General features: G+C 43.9%; 26 protein-coding genes. 23 read left to right on the top strand and 3 right to left on the bottom strand.

Translation table 11 applies throughout. From position 1 onward, the window contains the following. Positions 1 to 15: 15 nt before the first annotated feature. Positions 16 to 747 (bottom strand): hypothetical protein, encoded by a 732-nt coding sequence (locus BK582_RS06580; protein ID WP_078593549.1) that lies wholly within the window; start codon positions 745 to 747, stop codon positions 16 to 18. A 236-nt stretch (positions 748 to 983) separates the two neighbouring features. Between BK582_RS06580 and BK582_RS06585 the strand changes: the two genes are divergently transcribed. Beyond that, positions 984 to 1,784: a stage II sporulation protein SpoIIQ gene (locus BK582_RS06585; protein ID WP_078593552.1), complete on the top strand. Its 801-nt coding sequence runs from the start codon at positions 984 to 986 to the stop codon at positions 1,782 to 1,784. A gap of 948 nt (positions 1,785 to 2,732) precedes the next feature. Here the strand turns inward: BK582_RS06585 and BK582_RS06590 are convergent. Continuing rightward, the gene (locus BK582_RS06590; RefSeq protein ID WP_078593554.1) at positions 2,733 to 3,707 is read right to left on the bottom strand and encodes a nuclease-related domain-containing protein; all 975 of its coding nucleotides are present in this window, start codon (positions 3,705 to 3,707) and stop codon (positions 2,733 to 2,735) included. 662 nt (positions 3,708 to 4,369) lie between these two features. On the opposite strand from BK582_RS06590, the gene spoIIID reads away from it, so the two are divergent. The 17 genes from spoIIID (at position 4,370) to BK582_RS26835 (ending at position 18,155) form a co-directional block, all read left to right on the top strand. Beyond that, a complete protein-coding gene (spoIIID, locus tag BK582_RS06595; protein WP_078593557.1) occupies positions 4,370 to 4,654 on the top strand; it encodes a sporulation transcriptional regulator SpoIIID in 285 nt (94 codons plus the stop codon). A 124-nt stretch (positions 4,655 to 4,778) separates the two neighbouring features. Next, on the top strand, positions 4,779 to 5,783 hold the full coding sequence (gene mreB, locus BK582_RS06600) for a rod shape-determining protein (RefSeq protein ID WP_078593560.1): 1,005 nt from the start codon (positions 4,779 to 4,781) through the stop codon (positions 5,781 to 5,783). A gap of 377 nt (positions 5,784 to 6,160) precedes the next feature. Beyond that, positions 6,161 to 6,988 (top strand): flagellar hook-basal body protein, encoded by an 828-nt coding sequence (locus BK582_RS06605; protein ID WP_078593562.1) that lies wholly within the window; start codon positions 6,161 to 6,163, stop codon positions 6,986 to 6,988. Between the two features lie 61 nt (positions 6,989 to 7,049). Next, positions 7,050 to 7,880, top strand: a complete 831-nt coding sequence (locus BK582_RS06610; protein ID WP_078593564.1) for a flagellar hook-basal body protein — start codon at positions 7,050 to 7,052, stop codon at positions 7,878 to 7,880. A 41-nt stretch (positions 7,881 to 7,921) separates the two neighbouring features. Continuing rightward, entirely contained in the window at positions 7,922 to 8,833 is a 912-nt protein-coding gene (locus tag BK582_RS27800) for a DNA-directed RNA polymerase subunit beta (RefSeq protein ID WP_244895351.1), read from the top strand. A 170-nt stretch (positions 8,834 to 9,003) separates the two neighbouring features. Next, positions 9,004 to 9,435, top strand: coding sequence for a 3-hydroxyacyl-ACP dehydratase FabZ (gene fabZ, locus BK582_RS06620; protein WP_078593566.1), 432 nt, complete (start codon positions 9,004 to 9,006; stop codon positions 9,433 to 9,435). Between the two features lie 679 nt (positions 9,436 to 10,114). Next, positions 10,115 to 10,396, top strand: coding sequence for a hypothetical protein (locus BK582_RS06625; protein WP_078593568.1), 282 nt, complete (start codon positions 10,115 to 10,117; stop codon positions 10,394 to 10,396). A 154-nt stretch (positions 10,397 to 10,550) separates the two neighbouring features. Continuing rightward, positions 10,551 to 10,700, top strand: a complete 150-nt coding sequence (locus BK582_RS26825) for a hypothetical protein (RefSeq protein ID WP_169910865.1) — start codon at positions 10,551 to 10,553, stop codon at positions 10,698 to 10,700. 57 nt (positions 10,701 to 10,757) lie between these two features. Beyond that, positions 10,758 to 10,916, top strand: coding sequence for a hypothetical protein (locus BK582_RS26830; RefSeq protein ID WP_167553026.1), 159 nt, complete (start codon positions 10,758 to 10,760; stop codon positions 10,914 to 10,916). Between the two features lie 234 nt (positions 10,917 to 11,150). Continuing rightward, positions 11,151 to 11,486 (top strand): hypothetical protein, encoded by a 336-nt coding sequence (locus BK582_RS06630; protein WP_078593570.1) that lies wholly within the window; start codon positions 11,151 to 11,153, stop codon positions 11,484 to 11,486. A 155-nt stretch (positions 11,487 to 11,641) separates the two neighbouring features. Next, complete coding sequence (locus tag BK582_RS06635; protein ID WP_078593572.1) at positions 11,642 to 11,917, top strand: hypothetical protein; 276 nt, start codon at positions 11,642 to 11,644, stop codon at positions 11,915 to 11,917. A 1,044-nt stretch (positions 11,918 to 12,961) separates the two neighbouring features. Further along, on the top strand, positions 12,962 to 14,632 hold the full coding sequence (locus tag BK582_RS06645) for a C40 family peptidase (protein ID WP_078593577.1): 1,671 nt from the start codon (positions 12,962 to 12,964) through the stop codon (positions 14,630 to 14,632). 251 nt (positions 14,633 to 14,883) lie between these two features. Then, a complete protein-coding gene (locus BK582_RS27625; protein WP_139368201.1) occupies positions 14,884 to 15,192 on the top strand; it encodes a helix-turn-helix domain-containing protein in 309 nt (102 codons plus the stop codon). Positions 15,193 to 15,221: 29 nt separating this feature from the next. After that, a complete protein-coding gene (locus tag BK582_RS06655) occupies positions 15,222 to 16,130 on the top strand; it encodes an IS3 family transposase (protein ID WP_078592736.1) in 909 nt (302 codons plus the stop codon). Positions 16,131 to 16,377: 247 nt separating this feature from the next. Next, positions 16,378 to 16,509, top strand: coding sequence for a hypothetical protein (locus BK582_RS28050; protein ID WP_276328199.1), 132 nt, complete (start codon positions 16,378 to 16,380; stop codon positions 16,507 to 16,509). A 472-nt stretch (positions 16,510 to 16,981) separates the two neighbouring features. Continuing rightward, on the top strand, positions 16,982 to 17,959 hold the full coding sequence (locus BK582_RS06660; RefSeq protein WP_078593579.1) for a nuclease-related domain-containing protein: 978 nt from the start codon (positions 16,982 to 16,984) through the stop codon (positions 17,957 to 17,959). 22 nt (positions 17,960 to 17,981) lie between these two features. Beyond that, on the top strand, positions 17,982 to 18,155 hold the full coding sequence (locus tag BK582_RS26835; RefSeq protein ID WP_169910868.1) for a hypothetical protein: 174 nt from the start codon (positions 17,982 to 17,984) through the stop codon (positions 18,153 to 18,155). Between the two features lie 284 nt (positions 18,156 to 18,439). Here BK582_RS26835 and BK582_RS06665 read toward each other — a convergent pair whose 3' ends face one another. After that, entirely contained in the window at positions 18,440 to 18,769 is a 330-nt protein-coding gene (locus BK582_RS06665; RefSeq protein WP_078593582.1) for a four-helix bundle copper-binding protein, read from the bottom strand. A 316-nt stretch (positions 18,770 to 19,085) separates the two neighbouring features. On the opposite strand from BK582_RS06665, the gene BK582_RS06670 reads away from it, so the two are divergent. From BK582_RS06670 to BK582_RS06685, 5 genes are all read left to right on the top strand, one after another. Next, positions 19,086 to 20,291, top strand: a complete 1,206-nt coding sequence (locus BK582_RS06670; RefSeq protein WP_078593584.1) for a YncE family protein — start codon at positions 19,086 to 19,088, stop codon at positions 20,289 to 20,291. A 172-nt stretch (positions 20,292 to 20,463) separates the two neighbouring features. After that, the gene (locus BK582_RS06675; protein WP_078593586.1) at positions 20,464 to 21,156 is read left to right on the top strand and encodes a response regulator transcription factor; all 693 of its coding nucleotides are present in this window, start codon (positions 20,464 to 20,466) and stop codon (positions 21,154 to 21,156) included. 382 nt (positions 21,157 to 21,538) lie between these two features. Beyond that, complete coding sequence (locus BK582_RS06680; RefSeq protein WP_078593588.1) at positions 21,539 to 22,165, top strand: nitrite reductase; 627 nt, start codon at positions 21,539 to 21,541, stop codon at positions 22,163 to 22,165. A 184-nt stretch (positions 22,166 to 22,349) separates the two neighbouring features. Next, positions 22,350 to 22,526, top strand: coding sequence for a hypothetical protein (locus BK582_RS26840; RefSeq protein WP_169910870.1), 177 nt, complete (start codon positions 22,350 to 22,352; stop codon positions 22,524 to 22,526). Between the two features lie 214 nt (positions 22,527 to 22,740). Continuing rightward, positions 22,741 to 23,451: a C40 family peptidase gene (locus BK582_RS06685; RefSeq protein ID WP_078593590.1), complete on the top strand. Its 711-nt coding sequence runs from the start codon at positions 22,741 to 22,743 to the stop codon at positions 23,449 to 23,451. The last annotated feature ends 265 nt before the right edge of the window (positions 23,452 to 23,716 follow it).

Here is a 23,716-nt window from a genome sequence, read left to right on the forward strand (position 1 = left end):
TCGCGAGGCACCTCCTTATATATGATAGTCCGTCTTCGTTAAATACCTTTTCATATACCAGGCCCAGATAATAATCATTCCTGCAGCCAGGAGCAGGAGTACGCCGATCAAAAGCAGCGGCGCCAGGGCGGCTCCGGTCACAATCCACTCCATAAGAAACTTGCCGGAGGCGAAACGGACGATAAGGCTTAAGAGAAAAATTCCGCCAAAAATGACAATGTTCCAGAGATAAAGAGCTGGTTTTGTGAAATAATCACCAGGCTCTGCAGCAGCAATTACACCGGAACCTGCCAGGGTAAGAATCACCCAGGCAGCAGCAAAGGCTGCGAAATTAGGGAAAAGAATTGCCAGATCCTCTGCAGATAAAAAGAAATAAAACGATCCCATAAACAAAACAGAAAAGAAAAAGCTCAGCAGTCCACTCATCATCATCCGGCTTACAATAATTGTTTTTCGTGAAACCGGCATCTGCCTTAAGAGCAGCTGGATCGGTGCTGCATAAAAGTTACTGTTCACCTCTCTTATAAAAAAAGAGTAAGGGCGGGTAATATAAATATTCACTAGTAATCCTAAAAAGAGAAAGAAGTCTGTGACCATGGTCGTCTGATTCTCAAGTAAACTGCCAGGCAGCAAGACGGCGAACAGCCATCCATAGACCAGCGCCATAAAAATATGCAGTAAATAAAAGTGGAAAGGAGTGTTCTTCCATTCAAACCCTATTAATTTTTTGCAATGTATCCAGTCCATCGTTTTGGCCTCCTGTAATCTATTTGGTTTAGCCATTTTTTGGTGTTTATATCTATATACACAGTATCACACATTCAGAACAGTGACAAATTATTTTTCCGTAAAAGGCGGACGCCTGGTGAGGGAAGAGGGAGGAAAGCCAATGGCGGCGCGGATTCAGCGGGAAAATAAAATTTTCTAAATAATGTATAAACTCACGTGTTTTTGATCAGAATGATTGCTGAGGTGATGATTCCATGAATAATCATGAGGAGAAACAAGCTTCCAAATGGGGGCAAACTCAGGCGAAAATTAAGCGTCTGATGAAAAAACGCTGGGCAGTGCCTGCATTATATCTGGCGCTGGCTGCAATGGTGCTGACTACGTACATGTGGATTTCAGGTTCAGGTGAGGAAGTAACCGAGGACCAAAGAGACTCAGAGTTTGATATAAATCAGTCTGAGAATCTGGAAGACGGTGTGGCAATGGATGGTGAAGAAGCTGTTCCGGCCGCTGCTGTAAACGAAGTATTCCAAATGCCTGTACTTGACGAAAACGAAGTCGATGTTGTCGGAACTTTCTTTGATCATCAATCATCTGTAACAGACCAGGAAAGCGCATTAGTACGCTATGAAAACTACTACTACCAAAGTAAAGGCGTCGACCTTTCTTCCGCAGAAGGTGAAAGCTTCGACGTAACAGCAGCTTTAAGCGGTACAGTAGTAAAGGCTGAGGAAGACGCGCTGTTTGGCGAAGTCGTTCATATCGAACATGACGAAGATATCGTAACAGTTTACCAGAGTCTCGAAGGTGTACTTGTCGAGCCAGGCCAGACTGTGAAACAAGGGGACGTTATCGCAAGAGCGGGACGCAACCTCTATAACAGTGACGCCGGCGTGCACGTACACTTCGAAATCCGCAAAGACGGCGTAGCGGTGAACCCATTAAACTATATGAACCAGCCAATGGCCGAACTACCGGACGTTGACCCTGTCGAAGCAGCCGACGAGCGTGGTGCAGAAGAAGTACCACAGCCAGCGGACATGCTGGAAGAATAATTTCAGCTGACCTGATGAGCAGCAGGGGGCAGATCAGAGCTGCCTCCTGAAACATCAGGTTACCCTGATTGTGGATGGCAGAAGAATAAACTGCCTTTATAAAAAATCAAGTTACCCTGATACTAGTTTGCTGGCGGAGCCCGCAGCAATCACTGCATTAAATCTAACGTGCTGGCCGGCGGCTCTGGCCGCGTAGCTGAATCAGGGGTTGCTTAAGCAGACGGAGCGGGGCGGCTCCGGCTCCGGCTGGACCGGGCCGCCCTGCCCCCTGGCAAATAAGGCGGAGTTTACTCCGCTTTATATAAAATAGAAAAACCGGAGAGCGAGTCAACTGTGACCGCTCTCCGGTTTTTTGTTTTGGTTTTTAGTGGGTGGATTTTGGCAATTTAGGTCTTGTAATTGGATGCAATGCACGAAATGAGTGATTCAATGAATAATTGCTTAACTGCTTTGCTGAATTGCTTTGTATGGCTTCGAAGCTGCAACGAAAATTAAGGTTCAATGAACGAAACCAGAAGCAATGAACGAAATAAGGAGTGTAATGAACGAAAGCAGCGGTGCAATGAACGAAAATTAAGGTTCAATGAACGAAAGCAGAAGCAATGCACGAAATAAGGAGTGTAATGAACGAAAGTAGCAATTCAATGAACGAAAATTAAGGTCCAATGAACGAAACCAGAAGCAATGCACGAAATAAGGAGTGTAATGAACGAAAGTAGCGGTTCAAAGAACGAAACTTAAGGTTTTAGGAACGAAAGCAGAAGCAATGCACGAAATAAGGAGTGTAATGAACGAAAGCAGCAATTCAATGAACGAAACTTAAGGTCCAATGAACGAAAGCAGAAGCAATGCACGAAATGAGGAGTGTAATGAACGAAAGCAGCAATTCAATGAACGAAAAGCGGATACCAATGAACAAACACAGAACAACTCACAACACATAATTAACTAGTGCTCTATAGGAAGATAAAAAACACGATATCGTTGCTTTCCCCGGTGGGTAACCCCCATAGATTGCACAATTCTAAAAGCAGTTGTTCTGGAAGGTATGCGGAGAAAAGTCCGTAACTGTGGATTAGTGATTTCAGAACCAAAAATTAACGCATAGTCATCAAGAGCTGCCAGATGACAACTTCGATCTTCATATTTACAAGATTGATTAATACACCTCCAGTTGCCATGAATCCTTTCCATTGGCCTCCACCCGCACTTCGGGCAAAAAACACCAGTCATTATATCGACAGGAGAAATACTATATTTTGAGAGAAGGTTTTCCCATGAGGGAGTATGCTGCTTAATGAGCTGGCGGCAAATCTTTTCAAGATCTTTATGCGAAAAAACGGGGCGCCGGTATTTTTGCTGCAAACCAGTAATTTTTTCTATTAATAAACCATTTTTTATGATACGTCGCCTATAGGGGTGTCCATTTAATATTGTTAAGTAGGCGTTAGGGTGGGTAAAAACAACGAGGGATTCAAAGGGAAGAACGTTGTGTTTGTTCACTTGCATCCATTCTCGGAGCTGCATTTCGTGGCGTTTTATCTGGAGGGTGGGATCATTATATACATCTGACTCATTATTCAGTCGCACCCGTTTCATCTGTCCTAAAGTATGGTCAATCTCAATTTTTCCTGATAGGTGCTTGGCATCAATATGAAGAAAAAAGTATGGGGAGATGAGCAGGGAATCAAGTTGAAAATGTTTACCTTGGTGGGGCAGCCGAAGATCGCTGAGTATGAGGAATTCATGATCTCTGAGGAAAGTGAGGTCATAGTCCAGCTGCTGTTCGCCCTTATAACCGGCCCTTGCTTTAAACAAATCATCCTCCACATCTTTCCTTCTTGGGTGATTAGTGTTTAATCTCCGGAAAAGAGCTTCAAGCTGCCGTAATTTAATAGATGGTTTGCGGTGTTTTTTGATCACATAATAGCCTCCTTTTTTTAAAAAAAATACTACTAATCCACTCTATTAATTCTTCATTGAAAAATAATTACCTTCTATTATATCAATTTATTCTCTCAAAATTTAACTTATAAATGCTTAACTGCTTTGCTGAATTGCTTTGTGGAGCTCCGAAGCTGCAGCTGTCAATTAAGCAAGGTTTTTATTAATAAGGAATTTTGAAACATATGCTGGAGAAGTGAAACCTTATTAGCGAAGTTGTGCCTCCAACCAGCGAAATCAGTTGTCCAACCAGCGAATCGAATCCCAACCATCGAAAAGAGAGGTTCCACCTGCGGAGTCGAGCACCCAACCTGCGAAAAGGAGACGCCAACCTGCGAAGTAAACCGCACCCAGCTAAAACACCCTGTGTAACCTCTGAATCCCTCCCTGATTACTGCTTTTTTCGTCGGAAAAACACTGTTCCTTGATTTTAGGCATATATGGAGGGCGTGGTTAATAAAATTTAACAAACCTAACCACAAATTACGATAGGGCCGTTCAGAAAGTATGGGGAGAGTGTGGCAGTCAACCTGCATACACCGGGGAACGCAGCTTAGTCATCATGAGCAGCTAACGCCAGGGAAGCGCTGTCTTTTCTTCGTCTTTTTGAACTCCGGAATCACTTTAGGGAGGCGAGAGGTGTGCACGATTACATCAAGGAAAGAACAATCAAGATAGGCAGGTACCTCGTAGAGACGAGAAAAACAGTCCGGACAATCGCAAAAGAGTTTGGCGTTTCCAAGAGCACAGTGCATAAAGATCTGACAGAGAGACTCCCGGAAATAAACGCGGAGCTGGCGAACGAGGTAAAGGAGATCCTGGAATACCACAAATCCATCCGCCACCTAAGAGGAGGCGAAGCGACGAAGGTAAAATACAGGAAAACAGAGGCGCAAAAGGAAAAAACAGTGGAAACAAAAGTATAAAATTGTTATTTTCCTCCCTTAAATTCAACATATTATGATAAAATGATACAATGGACATAAAACTATATACAGATGCGGAATGTAAAGGGTCATTAGCCATATTTTTTCAGGGAGGAAAAATGTAATGTTTGGAAGGGATATTGGAATTGATTTAGGAACTGCAAACGTACTCATTCATGTGAAAGGCAAAGGCATCGTGCTGAACGAACCTTCCGTAGTAGCAATTGATACATCAACAAAAAGAGTTTTAGCAGTCGGTGACGAAGCTTTTCGCATGGTTGGACGGACGCCTGGGAACATCGTTGCGACACGCCCTCTTAAAGACGGGGTTATTGCCGACTTTGATACGACAGAATCAATGCTTAAGCACTTTCTTAATAAAATTAAAGTTAAAGGTATGTTCGGGAAGCCCCGCATATTGATCTGCTGCCCGACGAATATAACTTCTGTAGAGCAGAAGGCAATTCGTGAAGCTGCGGAAAAAAGCGGGGGGAAGAATATTTACCTTGAAGAAGAACCGAAAGTTGCCGCTGTTGGAGCAGGAATGGATATTTACCAGCCAAGCGGAAACATGGTTGTTGATATTGGCGGTGGCACTACAGATGTAGCCGTGCTTTCTATGGGAGACATCGTCACCGCCTCTTCCATCAAGATTGCCGGGGATCGTTTTGACAACGACATCCTCAGCTACATCAAGAAAAAGTACAAGCTGTTAATCGGTGAGAGAACAGCCGAGGAAATCAAGAAAACAGTAGGAACCGTCTTTCCGGATGGACGGGATGAAGAAATGGACATTCGCGGAAGAGATATGGTGAGCGGTCTGCCTCAGACAGTGACTGTAAAATCCGAGGAAGTTCGTTCAGCTCTCGAAGAATCCATCTATCATATTGTACAAGCTTCCAGAAACGTGCTTGAAAGAACACCGCCAGAACTTTCTGCGGACATTATCGACAGAGGAATTATCCTCACCGGCGGAGGCGCTTACCTCCACGGGATTGATCAGCTGCTCGCCTCGGAGCTCAAGGTACCTGTGTTCGTAGCCGAGGAACCAATGAACTGCGTGGCGATCGGCACCGGAATCATGCTGGAAAACCTGGACAGAATTAACCAGCGGAAGCTGAAAATCTAAGTTGGTTTTCACTGCAAATCATCGCCGCTTTTCAGAAGAAGTAACCAGCGACGCTGAAAAATAACACTGTTTTTACACTTTAAATATAAAATTTTTGCGGTGAAGTTGATACAACGGAGTGAAAATTTTTAAGACTAAAGTATAGGTGCAACTACGCCTCTGTCATCGCCAATCGGCAAGTTTTCTTTACCAAACGAAGGAACCAGTTTTTTCTTCACCGGCATCTTCCCTGGAAGATTGTGTGAAAGACTGGGCCTTTAGTTTGGTTATTTACATAATAATGAAAGAAGCCGGTTGTTTTTCCGATATATATAGTAAGGTTTTTCAAAAAGGACTGTTTTTAAAAACAGGCTGTTGATATAGATGAGGTGAAAAAAATGCTTCGTGGCATATATACAGCCGGTGCCGGGATGATTGCCCAGCAACGGCGGCAGGAAATGCTTACAGATAATATAACTAATGCAAACACACCAGGCTTTAAAGCGGATCAGGCTTCTCTTCGTTCTTTTCCGAACCAGCTCATTAAAGCAATCGGAACTGGCCATGCCCAGAGATTCGGTTCTCATACAGTTGGAGAACTGACGACAGGGGTATACCTTCAGGAGAGGACACCGGACTTTCGTCAGGGGGACATTCAGGAAACGGGGAACACGACGGACGTTGCTCTGCTTCAAAGTGTGGTTCCAGTCAATGAGGAAACTGGAGAAGAAGCCATGCTTGTTTTCAGTGTGGAAACAGACGGCGGGGATGTTCGTTTTACCCGTAATGGCAGCTTTGCTTTTGACGGGGAAGGATTTTTAACAACACCTCAGGGGAACTATGTGCTGGACCTTACTGGCGAGAGAATTAACATCGGGAATGAAGATATCCGGATTGCTGAAAACGGCGAGATTTTTTCAGCAGCTGATGATGAATTGATCGCCCAGATTAATGTAGGTGTGATCGAGGATCCGAGCCAGCTCGTGAAAGAAGGAAACGGCCTTCTTCGTTACGACGGAGAAAACGAAATCGGCACTGCGGTCGGTAACGAGGAAGTTGCATACCAGCTCCAACAAGGGTTTGTTGAGCGGTCAAACGTTGATGCTGCCAGGACTATGACTGAAATGATGACTGCACTCCGCTCATTTGAAGCGAACCAGAGGGTGCTGCAGGCATACGACAGGAGCCTGGAGCGAACGGTCAATGATGTTGGCAGAATCGGTTAACGGGTTTTTGAGGGCTTTTTGCTGAAAAAAATATTTTCTCTTATGAAACGGAGGGATTCGGATGAACCAGTCGATGATAAGCGCGGCGGTTACAATGGGACAGCTGCAGTATAAAATGGATACAACGGGCCATAATCTGGCTAACCTTAATACAACGGGGTACAAACGGCGGGATACGTCATTCGCCGATCTGCTGTTTCAGCAGGTAAACAACCAGCCTGTGGCAGGGCAGGAAGCCGGCCGCCTTACGCCGAATGGTATTCGGGTCGGTTCCGGCGGAGCAATTGCCCAGACTTCCGTTCGATTTGAACAGGGGACGATCCGGGAGACGGGACGTGACCTGGACGTAGCACTTACGGAAAAAGGCTATTTCTTTGAAATCTCCCCAACAGATGATGGAGACCGGAGATTCACCAGGGACGGAGCATTCTATTTGTCCCCGAACCCAGCGGTGGAAAATGAAAACCTCCTCGTAAACCGGGACGGAGAATATGTTTTATCCGGTACGGGTACACCTATATCAATACCGGCCGGCCATGAAGACTTGCTGATCAGGGAAAACGGCATTGTGGAAGTGACGATGCCAGGTGGTGCAGTAGTGAATGCAGGACAGCTGCAGCTGGTGGAAATTACTAAGCCTCAGCTTTTAAACGCATTAGGAGGCAGTAACTTTATTTTTTCCGGCCTGGAAGAACTCGGTCTTGAAGAAGCTGATGTAATGGCGGAAGCTGCAGGGACGGACGTTTTCCGGCAGAAGGCGTTAGAAATGTCGAACGTGGATATGGGGCGGGAAACAGCTGAAATGCTTCTCGCACAGCGGAATTATCAGTTCAATGCCAGAGCCATCTCTATCGGCGATGAGATGATGGGACTTGTCAACAATATTCGGTAAAGCTACAATCTTAGAGAAGCCGTAATGTCGAGGGGTTTGTCATGAGCAGAGAAGAAAACAGGAATAATAATGAAGAAAATAATATAAACGAGCCGAAAAATCAGGACTCCGTGTCAGATAAGGCAGGGACCGATGCTGCCGCTGATAGTGCTGAAAAAGAAAGTACTGCTCCAGGTGAGGCAGATAAAGAAATTGCTGCCCCAAATGTGAGTGGAACAGAAGCCGGCTCTTCAGGTAAGGCTGACAAAGAGGGCGGTGCTTCAGTTGAGGGCGAAAAGCCCCCAGCTGGTTCAGATGTGGAAAGCGTCCATGAAGGGGATAAGCCGGAAGCTGTTTCTGAGGACCGTAATTCCGTTGCGGGTTCTGGCGGAGAGGCTGTGGGCTCACCTGATTCTGGAACGGCTCCTGGTCTCGAAGACAAAGGCGATGGAACGGACAGTAACTTAGAAGATACTATTATCGCACCGTCTTCCCGTGCCGGGGATTCTTCCACGAGAAGCCGGAGTAAATACGGAGTTTCCAAGCGGGAGTCTGTGTTTGTCACTCCTGCTGCTGTTTCTGCTGGAGAGAATGACAACACGGAGAAGATTATCGGGCCGGACACTGATAAGGAAGCAGCAGGAAATACAGCAGCTGAGACAGAGGAGGCCCGGGAAGAAGATATGGCATCAGGTAAACCGAAGACACGGGAAGAGCGCCGGAAAGAAAAAGAACAGCAGGAAGGTAAAAAGGGAAAAAAGAAACGGAAAGGCCGTATCCGTTTGATTCCTGTATGGCTCAGGCTCGTCATTGTGCTCTTTTTATTCGCAGCCAGTCTCGTAATTGGCGCCATGGTAGGCTACGGAATCATTGGTGAAGGGAACCCAATGGACATCTTCGAGCAGGAAACATGGCTTCATATATATGACATTATTTATGAAGGTACAAACCTGAACGGTGGCGGAGGCGAATAATTCAGAGCTATCATCAGGAATGGCCGATCTTTGAGCGGAACCTTGCACGGAATAAAGAGTGCAAGGTTTTTTTGTTTGTGGAGGAAGTTGAACTGGGTTGCGATGTTTTTAAAAAGACAGTAAACTGAGAAAGAAGATTTATAACCTGAACATAGCAGGAGGTACTAATAATGCTTACTATTGAAGAAATAAAAGAAATCATTCCCCACCGTTATCCTTTTTTACTGGTGGACCGTATTTTAGAAGTGGAAGAGGGCCAGCGAGCAGTAGGGATAAAGAATGTTTCAGCTAACGAAGATTTTTTTAACGGACATTTTCCCGATTATCCAGTAATGCCAGGGGTCCTGATTATCGAGGCGATGGCTCAGGTTGGAGCTGTAGCGATTCTGAAAAAAGAGGAAAACCGCGGCCGACTTGCGTTTTTTGCTGGTATTGATAAAGCAAGATTCAAGGGGCAGGTAAAACCAGGGGATCAGCTGCGTTTGGAAGTGGAAATGACCCGTGTGCGGGGAAGCATTGGCAAAGGAAAAGGAACAGCTTATGTGGACGATAAACTTGTCGCCGAAGCAGAACTGACATTTGCGCTAGGCGACAAACAATAATATTTTTGCGGTGTACCACAATTTTACACAAAATTGTGCGGGGTCTGGCCCCTGAACTTTTTGAGAAAGTTCAGGGGCCAGGCTTTTTTGTTATGGGGAGGGTGTTTTGAGGAGGGTTTATTATAGTTATTTTAAGTTGTGCGAGTGAGGGGGGGAGTTGTGCAATTGAGGCAGCAGGCTGTGCGAATGGTCCCTTGACTTGTGCGATTAACCTGGAGTTGTGCGAACGGCTGCCGAAGTTGTGCGAAAGACACCTTAACTTGTGCGAACCCCACCAGATTCCTGCCCAAATGTCCCCCTTAAACCTTCATATTAAAGCACTTCCCCAAAATTCTGTAACACCACCACCCCCCTCCTCAAAACCCACTTACTTTTTTACCAAAAGACATAAAGAGAATTAATTATACGAAGAAAATTACCACAGGGGGAGGATGGCTGGCGCCGGGGCATTTTCCTGCCCAAAAAGTAATTCTCTATTTTAAAATACCTGTTCCGTTTTTCTCCCACACATTCACAGAGAATTTTGTGACTCTTTAAAAAGAATGTGTGACATTGTAAAAAGTGTTCCGAAATGGTTTATGTGAGAAAGAATCAGTGAAATAATCAAGTAGAATCACCGCAAGAATTTGCAGCATCGAAAAATAACTACACTGTTTTCAAAGAAGAGGAGGACAGAGTCGTGAAGAAAAAGCCATTATTAACTTTTGCATCAGCTGCGATGGCGTTAAGTATTTTAGGCGCCTGCCAGGGCCAGGACGGCATTGAGGATAATGGCAATGTAAACAATGCGGATAATGGCCAGCCAACACAGTCAGGTGACACTGGAGACGGTGGCGCCGGGACAGGCGACAATACAGATGATGCAGAAATTACAGAAGACGATGCTGGCATCGACGTGACAGAAGAAAATAACGAAGATACGGAAGTTGATCTTGGTACAGATGAAGACAACAACGGGTAAGTTAGGTTGATGAAACAGCTGTTTTCTAAAGGTAACAACAGCCTTGTATGAGAAAAAAGTTTAATTTCACTGCAATCAACGATTCAATTTTACAAAACCCCTTATTACGAGGCTGATAATATAAATTTTTAATTCCACTAAGGAGGAATTGGAAATGAAAAAGTTTATGCTGTCGATAGTCTCCGGGGTATTTGCCCTTGGAATGGTGACAGGCTGCGGAGATGTGGAGAATGATCCAGGTGCAGACGATCCGACTCTTGAAGACAACGGATTTAACGACGGCGGAACAAATGAAGATTTCTAAGTGCATTTAAACAGGAAATTTAAAACATTTTTTAAAAAAACTAAGGAGGAATTTACAATGAAAAAACTTACTTTAACTCTTTTGGCAGGTGCAATGACAATCGGAATGCTTGGTGCATGTGGTGAAGAAGGAAACGACCCTGGAATGGATAACGGGTTTAACGACAACGGTGGCTTTGAAGATAACGGAGGCATGGACGACAACACGGATATGTAACGAAAAGGTTTCACTGGTATAAAGGTTTAGATAACTCTTTATGGTGGTAAAAACACAGTGGCGGCCCTTTTCGATAAGGAAAGGGTCTTACTTTCCAAATAAGCCTTTAACCTTGTTAAACGGTAAAGGTGTAATGTATTAGAGAAGTGAAGTCAAAGCATCAGGAAATTACCCGAAGCTTTTCAATACTTTAAAAAAACTATCTTTAGAAAATTACTTTAGGAGGATTTCAAAATGAAGAAAAAATTAACACTTTCTATCTTATCAGGTGCACTAACAGTAGGTATGCTTGGAGCTTGTGGCGACAACGGAGAGAACAATGATGTTTTCAACGGAGAAAATAACGGGTTTAACGAAAACGGACCAACTGAAGAAAATAACGATGCAGGCGAAGATGCAAACTTTAATGACAACGGCAATGACGGCCTAGGTGACAATAACGACAACGACGGCATGCTTGATGACGACAACAATGACGGTCTTGGCGACGACGACAATGACGGCTTTGGCGACGACAACAATGACGATGGCATGCTTGATGACGACAATAATGACGACTTAAACGGATAATTTTAAAAAAGTATAAATAAATTCATTTCAGGTCATCCTAATCTCGAAGTACTTTTGTACCCTTCACTTCAGGCTGGCCGCCAAAATGCCGGCCTGATATTCCTATCTGAAGGATAGAGACTGCAACAGCATGAAACACAACAGGAGGAAAAGAGATGAAGAAAAAGATGATGCTGTCTGTCTTATCCGCTGTACTCACTGTAGGCATGTTAGGTGCTTGTGGTGGCGGGGATAACGACAATAATATGATCAACGACCCAGTCGACAACGACCCAATCATCGAAGACGATATGAATAATAATTTCAATGACGACCTGGGTAACGATGATCTTGGCAACAACGATTTCAACGATGACCTGGGTGATGAGGATAATCTTAATAATAATAACGATATCCTCGATGATGAAGATCTGAATGAAAATAACGGATAATCTTTTTTGAAAAAAGAGGTTATTTATGATCTTCAGAAGTTTGTTTGCGATTTATTTATTGAGGCGGCTCTCCGTCATAAAATGCCGGAGGGCCAACCCACTTTGTGGGTAAGGAAGCATGTATTGACCTTCCACCCGAAAAAGGAAAGATCAGTATGCTGCATTCCTGTTACTGTTGATTGCATAAAGCATGAAAATGCGGAGCAAAAACAGCAAAATAACATCCCTTTCTTATTAATATAAAGCTAAACGTTACAGGGATAAAGCAGCGGGAAGCTGTCCCCCCAGCAGCCCGATGCCCTTATCTCTTGAAAATTGTCCGGGGTCTGGCCCCGCACAATTTCCCATCCCCCTTGATTTTAATAAATATATATGTGCGCAGATTTGAAACCAGCAAGACTCCCCCTCTTGCTGGTTTCGTTTAATTTTAGGGTGGACTTTTTATTCCTGGTTGGGGCGTGGGTAATTATATGATCCGCTTGCTCGAATGCTGGAAGAAGGTTCGTTAACCCATCATACCCGAACTGTTGGAGGTAACGCTGGAGGGTCCATCATGCCCGGGGAAAAAATGTAATACTTGCCTTCTCGTCAGAAAAACAATTGATCCGCACCCATCTTAAGATGCTTTCCGGAACAAACGCCTGGTGCACCAACACTATCCAATAATTAGTGCCTTACCGTTCACCATATTGAACAACTTACTCAACCCATTATTGTCAAATTACTGTTTTTTTCCTAATAACAGGTTATAATTTAAGTACAATTAATTAATCAAAGTTGAAAACCGTGTCAAAATAGTCGAAATAAATGTGTCTAAAGTTGCTAAAATAGTTCAAAAGTCCCTCTTATTCTGGCGGGTTACTTGTTAAACTTTTTATACAGCCTGGTATTACATAATGATTTGCAACCAAGTTTCTTCTATACTATTACGGTTCATCCGAAAGTAACATGACAACATAGAAACAGCAAAATGCCAAACCAGTTAATCTATGAAAATACCATGTTATAAATCAAGTACTTAAATTTTCAGAAAGAGGTGGAGAAATGACGAGCTTACAAACAAAGTTAGGAACTACGATCGTTGCGTCCGCTGCCGCCACAGGAGTTTTCCTTGCAGGGCCTGCAATTGCGGAAGCCTCCTTCGGGGAACGGACACTTTCCATTGGCTCACAAAATTCTGATGTAACACAGCTTCAGGAGGAGCTGAGAAAGCTGGGCTATTTCACCTTTCACACATCGACAGGTTACTACGGCACAGTAACGGAGCAGGCAGTAAAAGACTTTCAGCGCGCTAACAGCCTGACACCGGACGGAATCGCCGGACCGAAAACCTTCGCTCAGCTTACAGGAGGAAATGCAGCAGCAAAACAGGCAGCATCCACTCAGACTGCTTCTGCAAAAACAAGCTCAAGTTCATCAGGTAGTTCCAGCTCCTCATCGTCCAGTTCATCAGGCAGCATCGGTGAAATCAGCACAAGCCAGCTGTTAAGAACAGGCTCACGGGGAGATGACGTAGTAAAACTGCAAAGCTATCTGAAAAAAGCAGGATTTTTCGATCACCATACAGCCACCGGATACTACGGTTCTGTTACAGAAAGAGCAGTTCGGAATTTCCAGCAGGCAAGAGGCCTCACGGTGGACGGACTCGCCGGCAGACAGACAATAGCAGCCATGAATAAAGAAATCGGAAGCACTTCCACATCGTCAGGAAGCTCATCAACATCTTCCAATTCAGGAAGCTCAGGCTCTTCCAACTCAGGAAGCTCAAGCTCAGGCAGCACTTCTTCTGCATCCGGAAATCTTCTTTCCAGCAATGCGGTTTTAAGAGAAGGAAGCAGAGGAGACAACGTCCGTCAACTGCAAACACACTTGAAAGAACTGGGGCACTTCAATCACCGGGAAGTAACTACATATTTCGGCTCCATCACAAGAGACGCAGTGCGAAGCTTCCAGCGCTCCGCAGGCATCAATGTGGACGGAGTAGCCGGCCCGCAAACATACAGAGCGATCGAACAGGCATTAAACGGCAGCGGCAGCTCATCAAACAACAGCGGAAGCAGCAACAGCAGCAACAGTTCAAGTTCAAGTTCATCCGGAAGCTCCCTGCTGAAAGAAGGCAACAGAGGATCTTCCGTAACAGAACTGCAAAACATGCTGAGAGCCACAGGCCACTTTAACCAGCAGCCAACAGGCTATTTCGGCTCGGTTACAAAACGTTCAGTAACCGCATTCCAGAAAGAATGGGGCCTCGTATCTGACGGGCTCGTAAGCCAGGCAACATGGGATAAGCTTGAAGAAGTTTCCGCGGTACATATGAAACACGCAGAAACCCAGACCAAAAGCTCAACAAGCGGATTCAACGCAATAAATCTGATTGCCGACGCATCCGAACTGGTCGGCGTACCATATGTGTGGGGAGGAACCACAACAAGCGGCTTCGACTGCAGCGGGTTCATCCAGTATGTCTTCAAAAAGAACGGAGTTAACCTGCCGCGGACAGCAGCACAGCAGTATAACGCAGGGTCATCCGTGTCCAGCCCTCAAGTAGGGGATATTGTATTCTTTGAAACATATAAATCCGGACCATCACACAACGGCATCTACATCGGCAACAACCAGTTCATCCATGCCGGCTCCTCCACAGGAGTCACCATCGCCAACATGAACAACTCCTACTGGTCACAACGCTACCTCGGAGCAAAAAGAGTACGTTAAGTTCTTTGTGGAAAACAACGTTTCTATGTAAATATGAAAGTTTACCAGCTTAGGAAAAGCTGTTTGATGCGCATAACATACCGTTATCCGCATCAGGCAGCTTCTTTTGTCTTTGAAGGGGGCGGTATCGCGTTTCGCAACAAGGATGGCTGAAATCTTTTAAGCCCCCTTAATCATTTAGACACCATATACAGGTTATGAAAACACCTAGATGATGGCAAAAATGATTTAAAAAAGGGAGAAAGTACAGAATGGCTAAGAGAATTGATGTTATTGAAGATGTAAAAAAGAAATACGTTCGCATGGCCTTGGAGACTGGGAATTATACCTCTATCGCCAGAAAGGCTGGAATATCCAGAGAAACTCTTAGGAATTGGTTCAAACTTTACGAAGATGAAGTTCGTGACGTGATGGAAACCGAAGGATCAACGGGTTTATCCGATAACCCCACAAAGGAGGAACTTCAAAAGAAATATGAGCAGGCGATGCTTCTATTAGGCGAAAAAGAGTTGGAAGTTGCCATGCTCAAGAATGTTATAAAAAAAAACGAGTTCCTCTAATCCTCCTGCTAAAAGAAATCGAGGAGTGGGTGAAAGACGGTTTTCCAGTAACTAGAACTACAAGAGCATTAAACGTGGAACGTTCGTTGTATTATTACCATCAAAAAAATAAACAGGTCACAGAAGAGTCCTTCCAGGGCCGGCCAGTACCAGGATTTTCCTTGGCTCAGACTGGTATAAAAATATCTGATGAGCAGATTGAAGAATTCCTAATGGAAGCTGTAGAGGGTGAGGAAGGTATCTACGGATACCGAAAACTCACCAACTACCTTAAAGACCAACATAAGTTGGTAATAAACCCTAAAAAGGTCTATCGCCTCTGTGAAAAGTTAAATATTCTGTTACCTCAGCGAAGAAAATCTAAGTATCCTCGAAGGTTGGCGAAGCAGCACACGATAACAGCTTCTAACCAGCTTTGGCAAGTGGATATAAAGTATGGCTCGATTGAAGGTAGTGGACGATTCGTTTTTCTAGCTAGTGCTATTGATGTATATGACCGGTGTATCGTTGGATACTATCGCGGTCCAGAATGTAAAGCAACAAACATTACGAAAATGCTTCAAGGGGCGTTATTGAGACGCGGTATTCACTATGAAAGTGAGACTTCTTCGAAGTTGATTATTCGTACAGATAACGGCCCACAATTTGTCAGTGAACATTTTGGCAGATTTTGTGAGCATCAACACCTATATCATGAACGCATACCAAGCAAATCACCGGATTTAAACGCCTATATTGAATCGTTCCATAGCGTCATCGAAAGGGAGTGTTACCAACGTTACCGTTTTGAATGCTTCGAAGAAGCCTATTACAGGATTGATGAGTATATGGATTTTTATAATAACCGGCGCTACCATGGAAGCCTAAAATATTTATCGCCGGCAAAGTTCTATAAATTATATAGCAAAGGAAACTGTCCACAAATAATTAACTTATAGAACCAAGGGGAGTGATTTTCCTCTTCTTCACCTAACTACCCAGCAGTTGATTAAGCGTAAGGGTCAAGCGGTGTTGGCTTGATGCTTGCGCGCAATCAACTATCCTTCGAAAGGTGAAGAAGTGACTACCTAAAAGTGAGCAGTAGGTGTCTAAATTGAAGGGGCCAAACCGAAATCGCAACAAGAGGCGTGGATATCGCAACAAGATGTGTGAATATCGCAACAAGGAATCCGAATCGCAACAAGGATGGCTGAAATCGCAACAAGGCGGGTGAAATTCGCAACAAGAGGCGTGAATATCGCAACAAGGTGTGCTGAAATCGCAACAAGGATGGCTGAAATCGCAACAAGGCGGGTGAAATCGCAACAAGAGGCGTGAATATCGCAACAAGGAATCCGAATCGCAACAAGGGTGGCTGAAATCGCAACAAGGCGGGTGAAATCGCAACAAGGCGGGTGAAATTCGCAACAAGAGGCTTGAATATCGCAACAAGGAATCCGAATCGCAACAAGGATGGCTGAAATCGCAACAAGGCGGGTGAAATTCGCAACAAGATGCGTGAATATCGCAACAAGGAATCCGAATTGCAACAAGGATGGCTGAAATCGCAACATGGCGGGTGAAAATCGCAGCAAGAGGCGTGAATATCGCAACAAGGGTGGCTGAAATCGCAACAAAGTGGACCCCTTTCAAAAACCCTTATTAATAAAACATTTGCTTAATTTCCCGCTGTTGCTTCGAAGCCCCACAGAACAATCCAGCAAAGCTGTTTTTTATATAATTTTGAAGGAAATTGTTGTGAAATGGAGAATTATATAGACGAACTTATATTTAAAAGGGAGGCTATTATGTGAATGTGATCAAAAAACCTCGTAAACCATCTATTAAATTAAGACAGCTTGAAGCGATACTCCGACGATTAAACACAAATCATCCCAGGAGGAAAGACGTGGAGGAAGATTTTTTTAAAGCAAGGGCCGGTTACAAAGGAGAACAGCAGCTTGACTATGACCTCTCCTTCCTCAGAGATCATGAATTTCTCATACTGAGTGATCTACGATTGCCCCATCAGGACAAATATTTTCAACTTGATTCCCTGCTTATCTCCCCAACTTTTTTTCTTCATATTGACGCAAAGCACTTGTCAGGAAAAATTGACATCGATCATAACTTAGGCCAAATGAAACGGACAAAATCAAATAACGTGGAAGATGCATACTCTGACCCCACTCTTCAGATAAAACGACACGAATTGCAGCTTCGAGAATGGATGCAAGTGAACAAACACCCTCTTCTTCCTTTCGAATCCCTCGTTGTTTTTACCCATCCCAACGCCTACGTAAAAATATCTGATGGCCATCCCCACATGCGGCGCATCATAAAAAACTCCTTAGTAACAGAAAAGATTAATGAGTTACAGAAAAAATTCCATCACGCTCTTTTTTCAAAAAAAGAGCTCCAACGAATCAGCCGCCAGCTCATTAAACAACACACTCCACCCTGGGAAGACCTTCTCTCAAAATATAGGATTAATACAGATGATATTTTGACTGGCGTCATTTGTCCGGAATGCAGAGTCACACCGATGATAAGGATGCACAGTAAATGGTTATGCCACAATACTTCTTGTAATTTTTCAAATCGGAAGTGCCATCTTGCAGCTCTGACTGATTATGCCCTCATTTTTGGCCCGTCAATCACAAACCCCCAGTTAAGAAAATTTCTTCACATTCCTTCTGTATATACCGCAAATAGAATACTAACCTCATTAAAATACCTCTATGCAGGCGAAGGCCCCCACCGAGTCTACCATCTCCCTTTAGAATAAATACGGAGCTTTTGTTAAAAATATGAGACGGATCCTTCAGTGGGATTTCATTTCGAAACTACGATCAGCTGTAATCGCAACAAGAGGTGTGGAAATCGCAACAAGGTTCGCTGGAATCGCAACAAGACGTGTGAAAATCGCAACAAGATGTGCGGATAACGCAACAAGGAATCCGAATCGCAACAAGAGTAGCTGAAATCGCAACAAGGCGTGTGAAAATCGCAACAAGATGTGCGGATAACGCAACAAGGAATCCGAATCGCAACAAGAGTAGCTGAAATCGCAACAAGACGTGTGGAAATCGCAACAAGCTGTGCGGATAACGCAACAAGGAATCCGAATCGCAACAAGGTTCGCTGAAATCGCAACAAGGAATCCGAATCGCAACAAGGCCAGCGAATATAGCAACAATGTAATGAGTTAAAAGAAGAAACCTCCTGCTAATCCAGGAGGTTTCCGTCGCATTGATGCCGCTATTAATTAAGCAGCAAGCTTGCGGCATTCTTCAGCACATTTGAAGCATGCTTCCGCGCACTTCTGGCAGTGGTCGTGATCATGCTTTTTACACTCTTCCCCGCAAGCCTCACAAATTTCCGCGCAGACAGCAGCCAGTTGAGAAACAAATGGTGTCCCTCTTCCTAAAGCTTGTTCTAAGTATGCGCAAATATCAGCACATTCTCTGTCCAGTCGGATACATTCTGTCATCATTTTCACGTCGTCTTCCTTCAGGCAGGCATCATAACAGTGGTTGCACGCTTCCATACATTCGTGCAGTGCATTAATTGCAGACTCATATTTTTCATGAGACATGTTAAATCCCTCCTTTAATGTCACTTAGTTGTCTCTTACCACACTTCCAATACGTTAAACCAAACCGGTAAATCAAAAAAATATTTAACCTTCCATTAATAATTGGTAGCGAAAATGAAAACTAAACTACACAAAAACTCCATTTTTTCGCGTTATAATCCATTCCGGAGAAGTCCCGTAAATGTAAAGAAAGTTTGAAGAAAGAGAGACGATATTTTGAACGGGAAAAATATTTCTTTTTATTATGTGACGAGTCTCACTCTTGCTCAGACGCCACTCCCCTAAAATAAAACTATAAAATTTAGGAGGAGATAGTATGGCGAGAAAAACAATTTTACTTTTCATCAGCATTCTTACAGCAGTTCTTTTACTGGCTGCTTGCGGAGAAGAAGCGGACTCAGCAGTGGCAGAAAACAACGTGAATAACGAGGGGCCTGCACAAGAAAACGCAGTTAATGAAGAAGAAACAGAGGAGAACGCCGCTAATGAGGCAGCTGTCGAAGAGTACATCGTAACAGTTGCAAATGAAAAAGACGAGACATTGTCGGTGATTTATTATCCGGAAGGCAGGCAGGAACTGATCGAGCTGGATGGCCAGGCGCATAACGTGGAAGTGAATAAAGAAACAGGATTGATTTGGGTGACGATAAATCCTCCTCACGGGCACGGCCATGATGATGAGGAAGACGGCGGGCACGGCCACAATAATAATGAAACAAACAACGACAATCATAACAACGATGAAGAAAACAACCACGGACACGGTAGTGAACATGATGAGGGAACAGGAGAAAAAGTGGTAGCTTATGATATATACACGCTGGAAAAAGCAGAAGAGTATGCTGCTGGCAGCCATCCGGCACACGTTTCAATCACTAAAGACGGGAACACCGTGGTTTTCAGCAATTCAGGGGATAACACAGTGACTATAATCGACCGTGTGACAGAAGAGGCTGCAGTGATTGAGACTGGCGAGTATCCACACGGACTTCGTATTTCACCAGATCAGGATTACGCCTATGTTGCCAATATGCACAGTGGGGATGTAAGTATTATCGATCTTGAGGAAAAAACAGAAGTGAACCGCATTCCGGCAGGTGAAGGAGCAGTGCAGACAGGTTTCTCCCATGATGGAAAATACGCGTTTGCCGGCCTCCATCTGGCCAATCAGCTGGCAGTTATAGAGACAGCCAGCCAGGAGCTTATTAAAACAATCGACATTGGCGTTGGTCCGGTGCAAATGTATGCCAGCTACGATAATGAATATGTCATAGTCGCAAACCAGGGCAGTGCCGACAGTCCTTCCGATACTATTTCCATCATCAGTCTTGATGAATTGGAAGTGGTGAAAGAACTTCAAGTAGGAAAAGGTGCTCATGGTATTGTTATTTCCGACGACAGCCGTTATGCTTTCGTGACAAATATGTTTGAAGACACCATCTCCGTCGTTGACCTGGTGACACTGGAAGAAACTGAGCGTATCGACACTGGAACATATCCGAATGGAATATCCGTTTACTAAGTAAAGCATCCTTAATGTCCCTCCACCCGCATATGGGGGGAGTCCTTATCTTTATTCCGGTGCAGCTTCCGGTTAAACTATAAATAAAGGTCCGTAACTTCATATATTTTTCATGAATTTGTTTTATGATAAAAAAAAGAAGCCAGGCAGGGACAAACAGGAGGTCCTTTTTATGAATGAACGTATTCTTATTGTAGACGACGAACAGGAAATGAGAAAACTGCTGGCTATCTGCCTGCGGCCAAATCATTATGTAATAGATGAAGCGTGTGACGGGGGAGAAGCACTGGAAAAAATAAAGGAGTCTGATTACCAGCTTGTCATCCTCGATATTATGATGCCGGTAAAAGACGGTTTTGAATTGTTAAAAATGATACGTTTTCATCTGGAAAAAAACGTACCTGTTATCCTTCTCACCGCGCTCGGCGATTCAGACAGAGTTGTGGAAGGTTTGAAATTAGGGGCGGACGATTATATTGTAAAGCCCTTTGAACCGAAGGAGCTGCTGGCAAGGGTGGAAGCTATATTAAGACGGGCAGAGAATAAGTGGGGGACATCAGAAGGCTTTAAAGTGAAGGGGCTTCTATTTCAGCCGGACAGCTATAAAGTCTCCTATAATAACAAAATTCTTCCGCTGACAAAAAAAGAATTTCATATTTTTTACCGGCTTGCCGGCAACCGGGGGAGGGTATTCAGCAGAGAAGATCTCCTTGAACTGGAATGGGGCCTGGCCTATGAAGGGGATAACCGGACGGTCGACACTCACGTAAAAAATATCAGGGAAAAACTGAAGAGTATGGGCTACGAGGGTACAGTAATTGAGACAGTATGGGGTATCGGATATAAAGTACCAGAGGCGGAATGAGTCATCAATTGCAGTGATTCGGCTGAAATTTTCCATAAAAGGTATGATCCTCTTCAGGAACATACCTTTTTGCATCCCGGACAGGTGGAAGCTCCGGCATATCGCTTGTATCGCCAGGCGATTTGCGAGACTTTCAACCGGGCAGGCTACTGTAGCATTTTCCTATCGGACATATCGCCACCCGATACAGTCCTCTTACTATTAAATAGAAGGCTTGAAGATATTGTGACGGAAAAGGGATAGTTATAAATTGCCTCCCCCGGAATTTCCCTGGATCAGTATTTGATAAATTCACAATAAGCTAAATTCTTTTTGAATACCAGGCGGGGGTATAGTAAGATGAGCGCAGGAACTCAGAATTCGATACCATGGGAGGCGGCATATGAAAAATCCAAAGATGGTGCCATTGGCAGTAAACGGAGGCATAGGGTTTGGGGCGAAATTGACTCCTCGGCAGCTAATCACCTTAGGATCTTATCTGGACGAGGATGCGGAAGTGGAATTAACAACTTTCCAGCAGTTGATTATAAAAGTGGAAGAAGATAAAGTTCAACAAGCAACAGAAGAATTAAAGAATGCAGGATTCTCTGTCTATAAGGCTGGAAACTATGTGAAAAGCCTGCGCACGTGTAATTTCTGTAAAGGAGCTGAAGTGGAAGGAATGCCTGTTGCTAAGGAACTTAATGACCGGATTGCAGGCCAGGAAGTTCCATTCACACTTCGTCCGGCGTATACCGGGTGTCCCAACGCGTGTGGTGAGCCACTAATTAATGATATTGGCGTGATAAAAAGGGACGAGCATTTCCAGTTATATATTGGCGGAAAAGCTGTCGGCGAAGATGCTCAAACGGGAGTTCTTTTAAAAGATGGACTTGAACCAGAGGAGTTATATGAGCTGGTGGACAATGTACTGGAAGTGTACAGAAAGAACGGCAGAAAGCGGGAAAGAATGGCGAAATTCGTATCGAGGTATGGATTTGACAAAATGAAACAAGAGCTAAATATATAGAATCAGACAAGGAACAACCAGCATAGGAGACTGGTTGTTTTTCTTTCTTTTAATTTCTTACATACCTTGTCCATATCGCCTGGCGATACGGCATTTGATAATGGAAGTAGTCATTTACAGACATATCGCCACACGATATGAATCGGAAAAAGTTATATAACGGGAGCCTTAAGAGGTTCCATCTATGAATCCACTACCAGATTTAAGCATCCAATTGAGCCATCTGCCTCATTGTTTCGACGAAAATGTCTTTAATCTTCACACATTCGCCATACTTTTCGTTACAGATTACTTAAAAAATAGAAAAGTAGGAAGTTATTTTGCGGAATTATATCAAAAACAAGGTACAAATACCTCGTAAAACGGTAATTTTATCCAAATTTATTGGCATATATTACATGAATGTAACAGGTAGTTTTAAGTTCGTTGACATTTGTAAAAAAGGGTTTTATTTATACCCGCCTGCCTGTAATATTAAACCTGCAAGCGAGACGAGCAGTCAAAAAACTTATTTTCAAAACTTAATAGACATTATATAAATAAAATTATTTTGAGAAAGTGGGAGAACAAAGAAAATGAAAAAATTCATTATGAGCATAGCATTGGCAGGAGCATTTTTCGCGGTACCGGCAATTTCAGAAGCATCTATGAATATCGGTGACAGAGGAGACGACGTAAGACAGTTACAGTCAGCACTAAACAGCAACGGTAAAAGCATCTCAGTAGACGGCATCTTCGGACCAGAAACACTAGGAGCAGTAAAAGCATACCAGCTGAGAAACGGCATCTCCAGCCCGGCAGGAAACTTCTATGGAACAGCTGGCCCGGCAACAGCCAGTTCACTGGGACTGTCAGGATCTAACAGCGGTACTCAGACAGCAACAAGAACTACAAGCACAGCAAGCAGCACTGCATCTTCATCTGCAACAAGCAGCAGCGCAAGCGGAGTTATTTCCACTGCAAGAAGCTTAATCGGAAGCTCCTATGTATGGGGAGGAACTACTCCACGAGGATTTGACTGCAGCGGATTCATTCAGTATACATTCGCTCAGAATGGTACAAGCCTGCCACGTACAGTAGCGCAAATGTGGAGCGCAGGTTCATCCGTATCAAGCCCGCAGGTGGGAGACCTTGTATTCTTTGAAACTCGCACAGGTCCTTCACACGCTGGTATCTACCTTGGAAACAACCAGTTCATCCACGCTGGATCTTCAACTGGCGTAACAATCTCAGACATGAACTCTTCCTACTGGGGACCACGTTACCTTGGTGCGAAAAGATTCTAATAGATATTAATAATAAACTCAAGGCACTTCGGAAATCCGGAGTGTCTTTATTTTATATGGTGGGAAGGATGGTATTTAGGAAAACATCCGTTTTGGTTATGAAATGAGAAAGACGAAGATTTAACTGCGAAATCAGGCGGTCTATTTGCGAAACAGAATATTTTAATTGCGAAATCAAGGTGTCTTGTTGCGAAACGGGATAATCTATTTGCGAAATGAAATGAGATCCTGCTTGCAAAAAGCAACTTCATATTTCCTTCAAAAA

The sequence above is a fragment of the Evansella clarkii genome (assembly GCF_002019695.1).
Taxonomy (GTDB): domain Bacteria; phylum Bacillota; class Bacilli; order Bacillales; family Salisediminibacteriaceae; genus Evansella; species Evansella clarkii.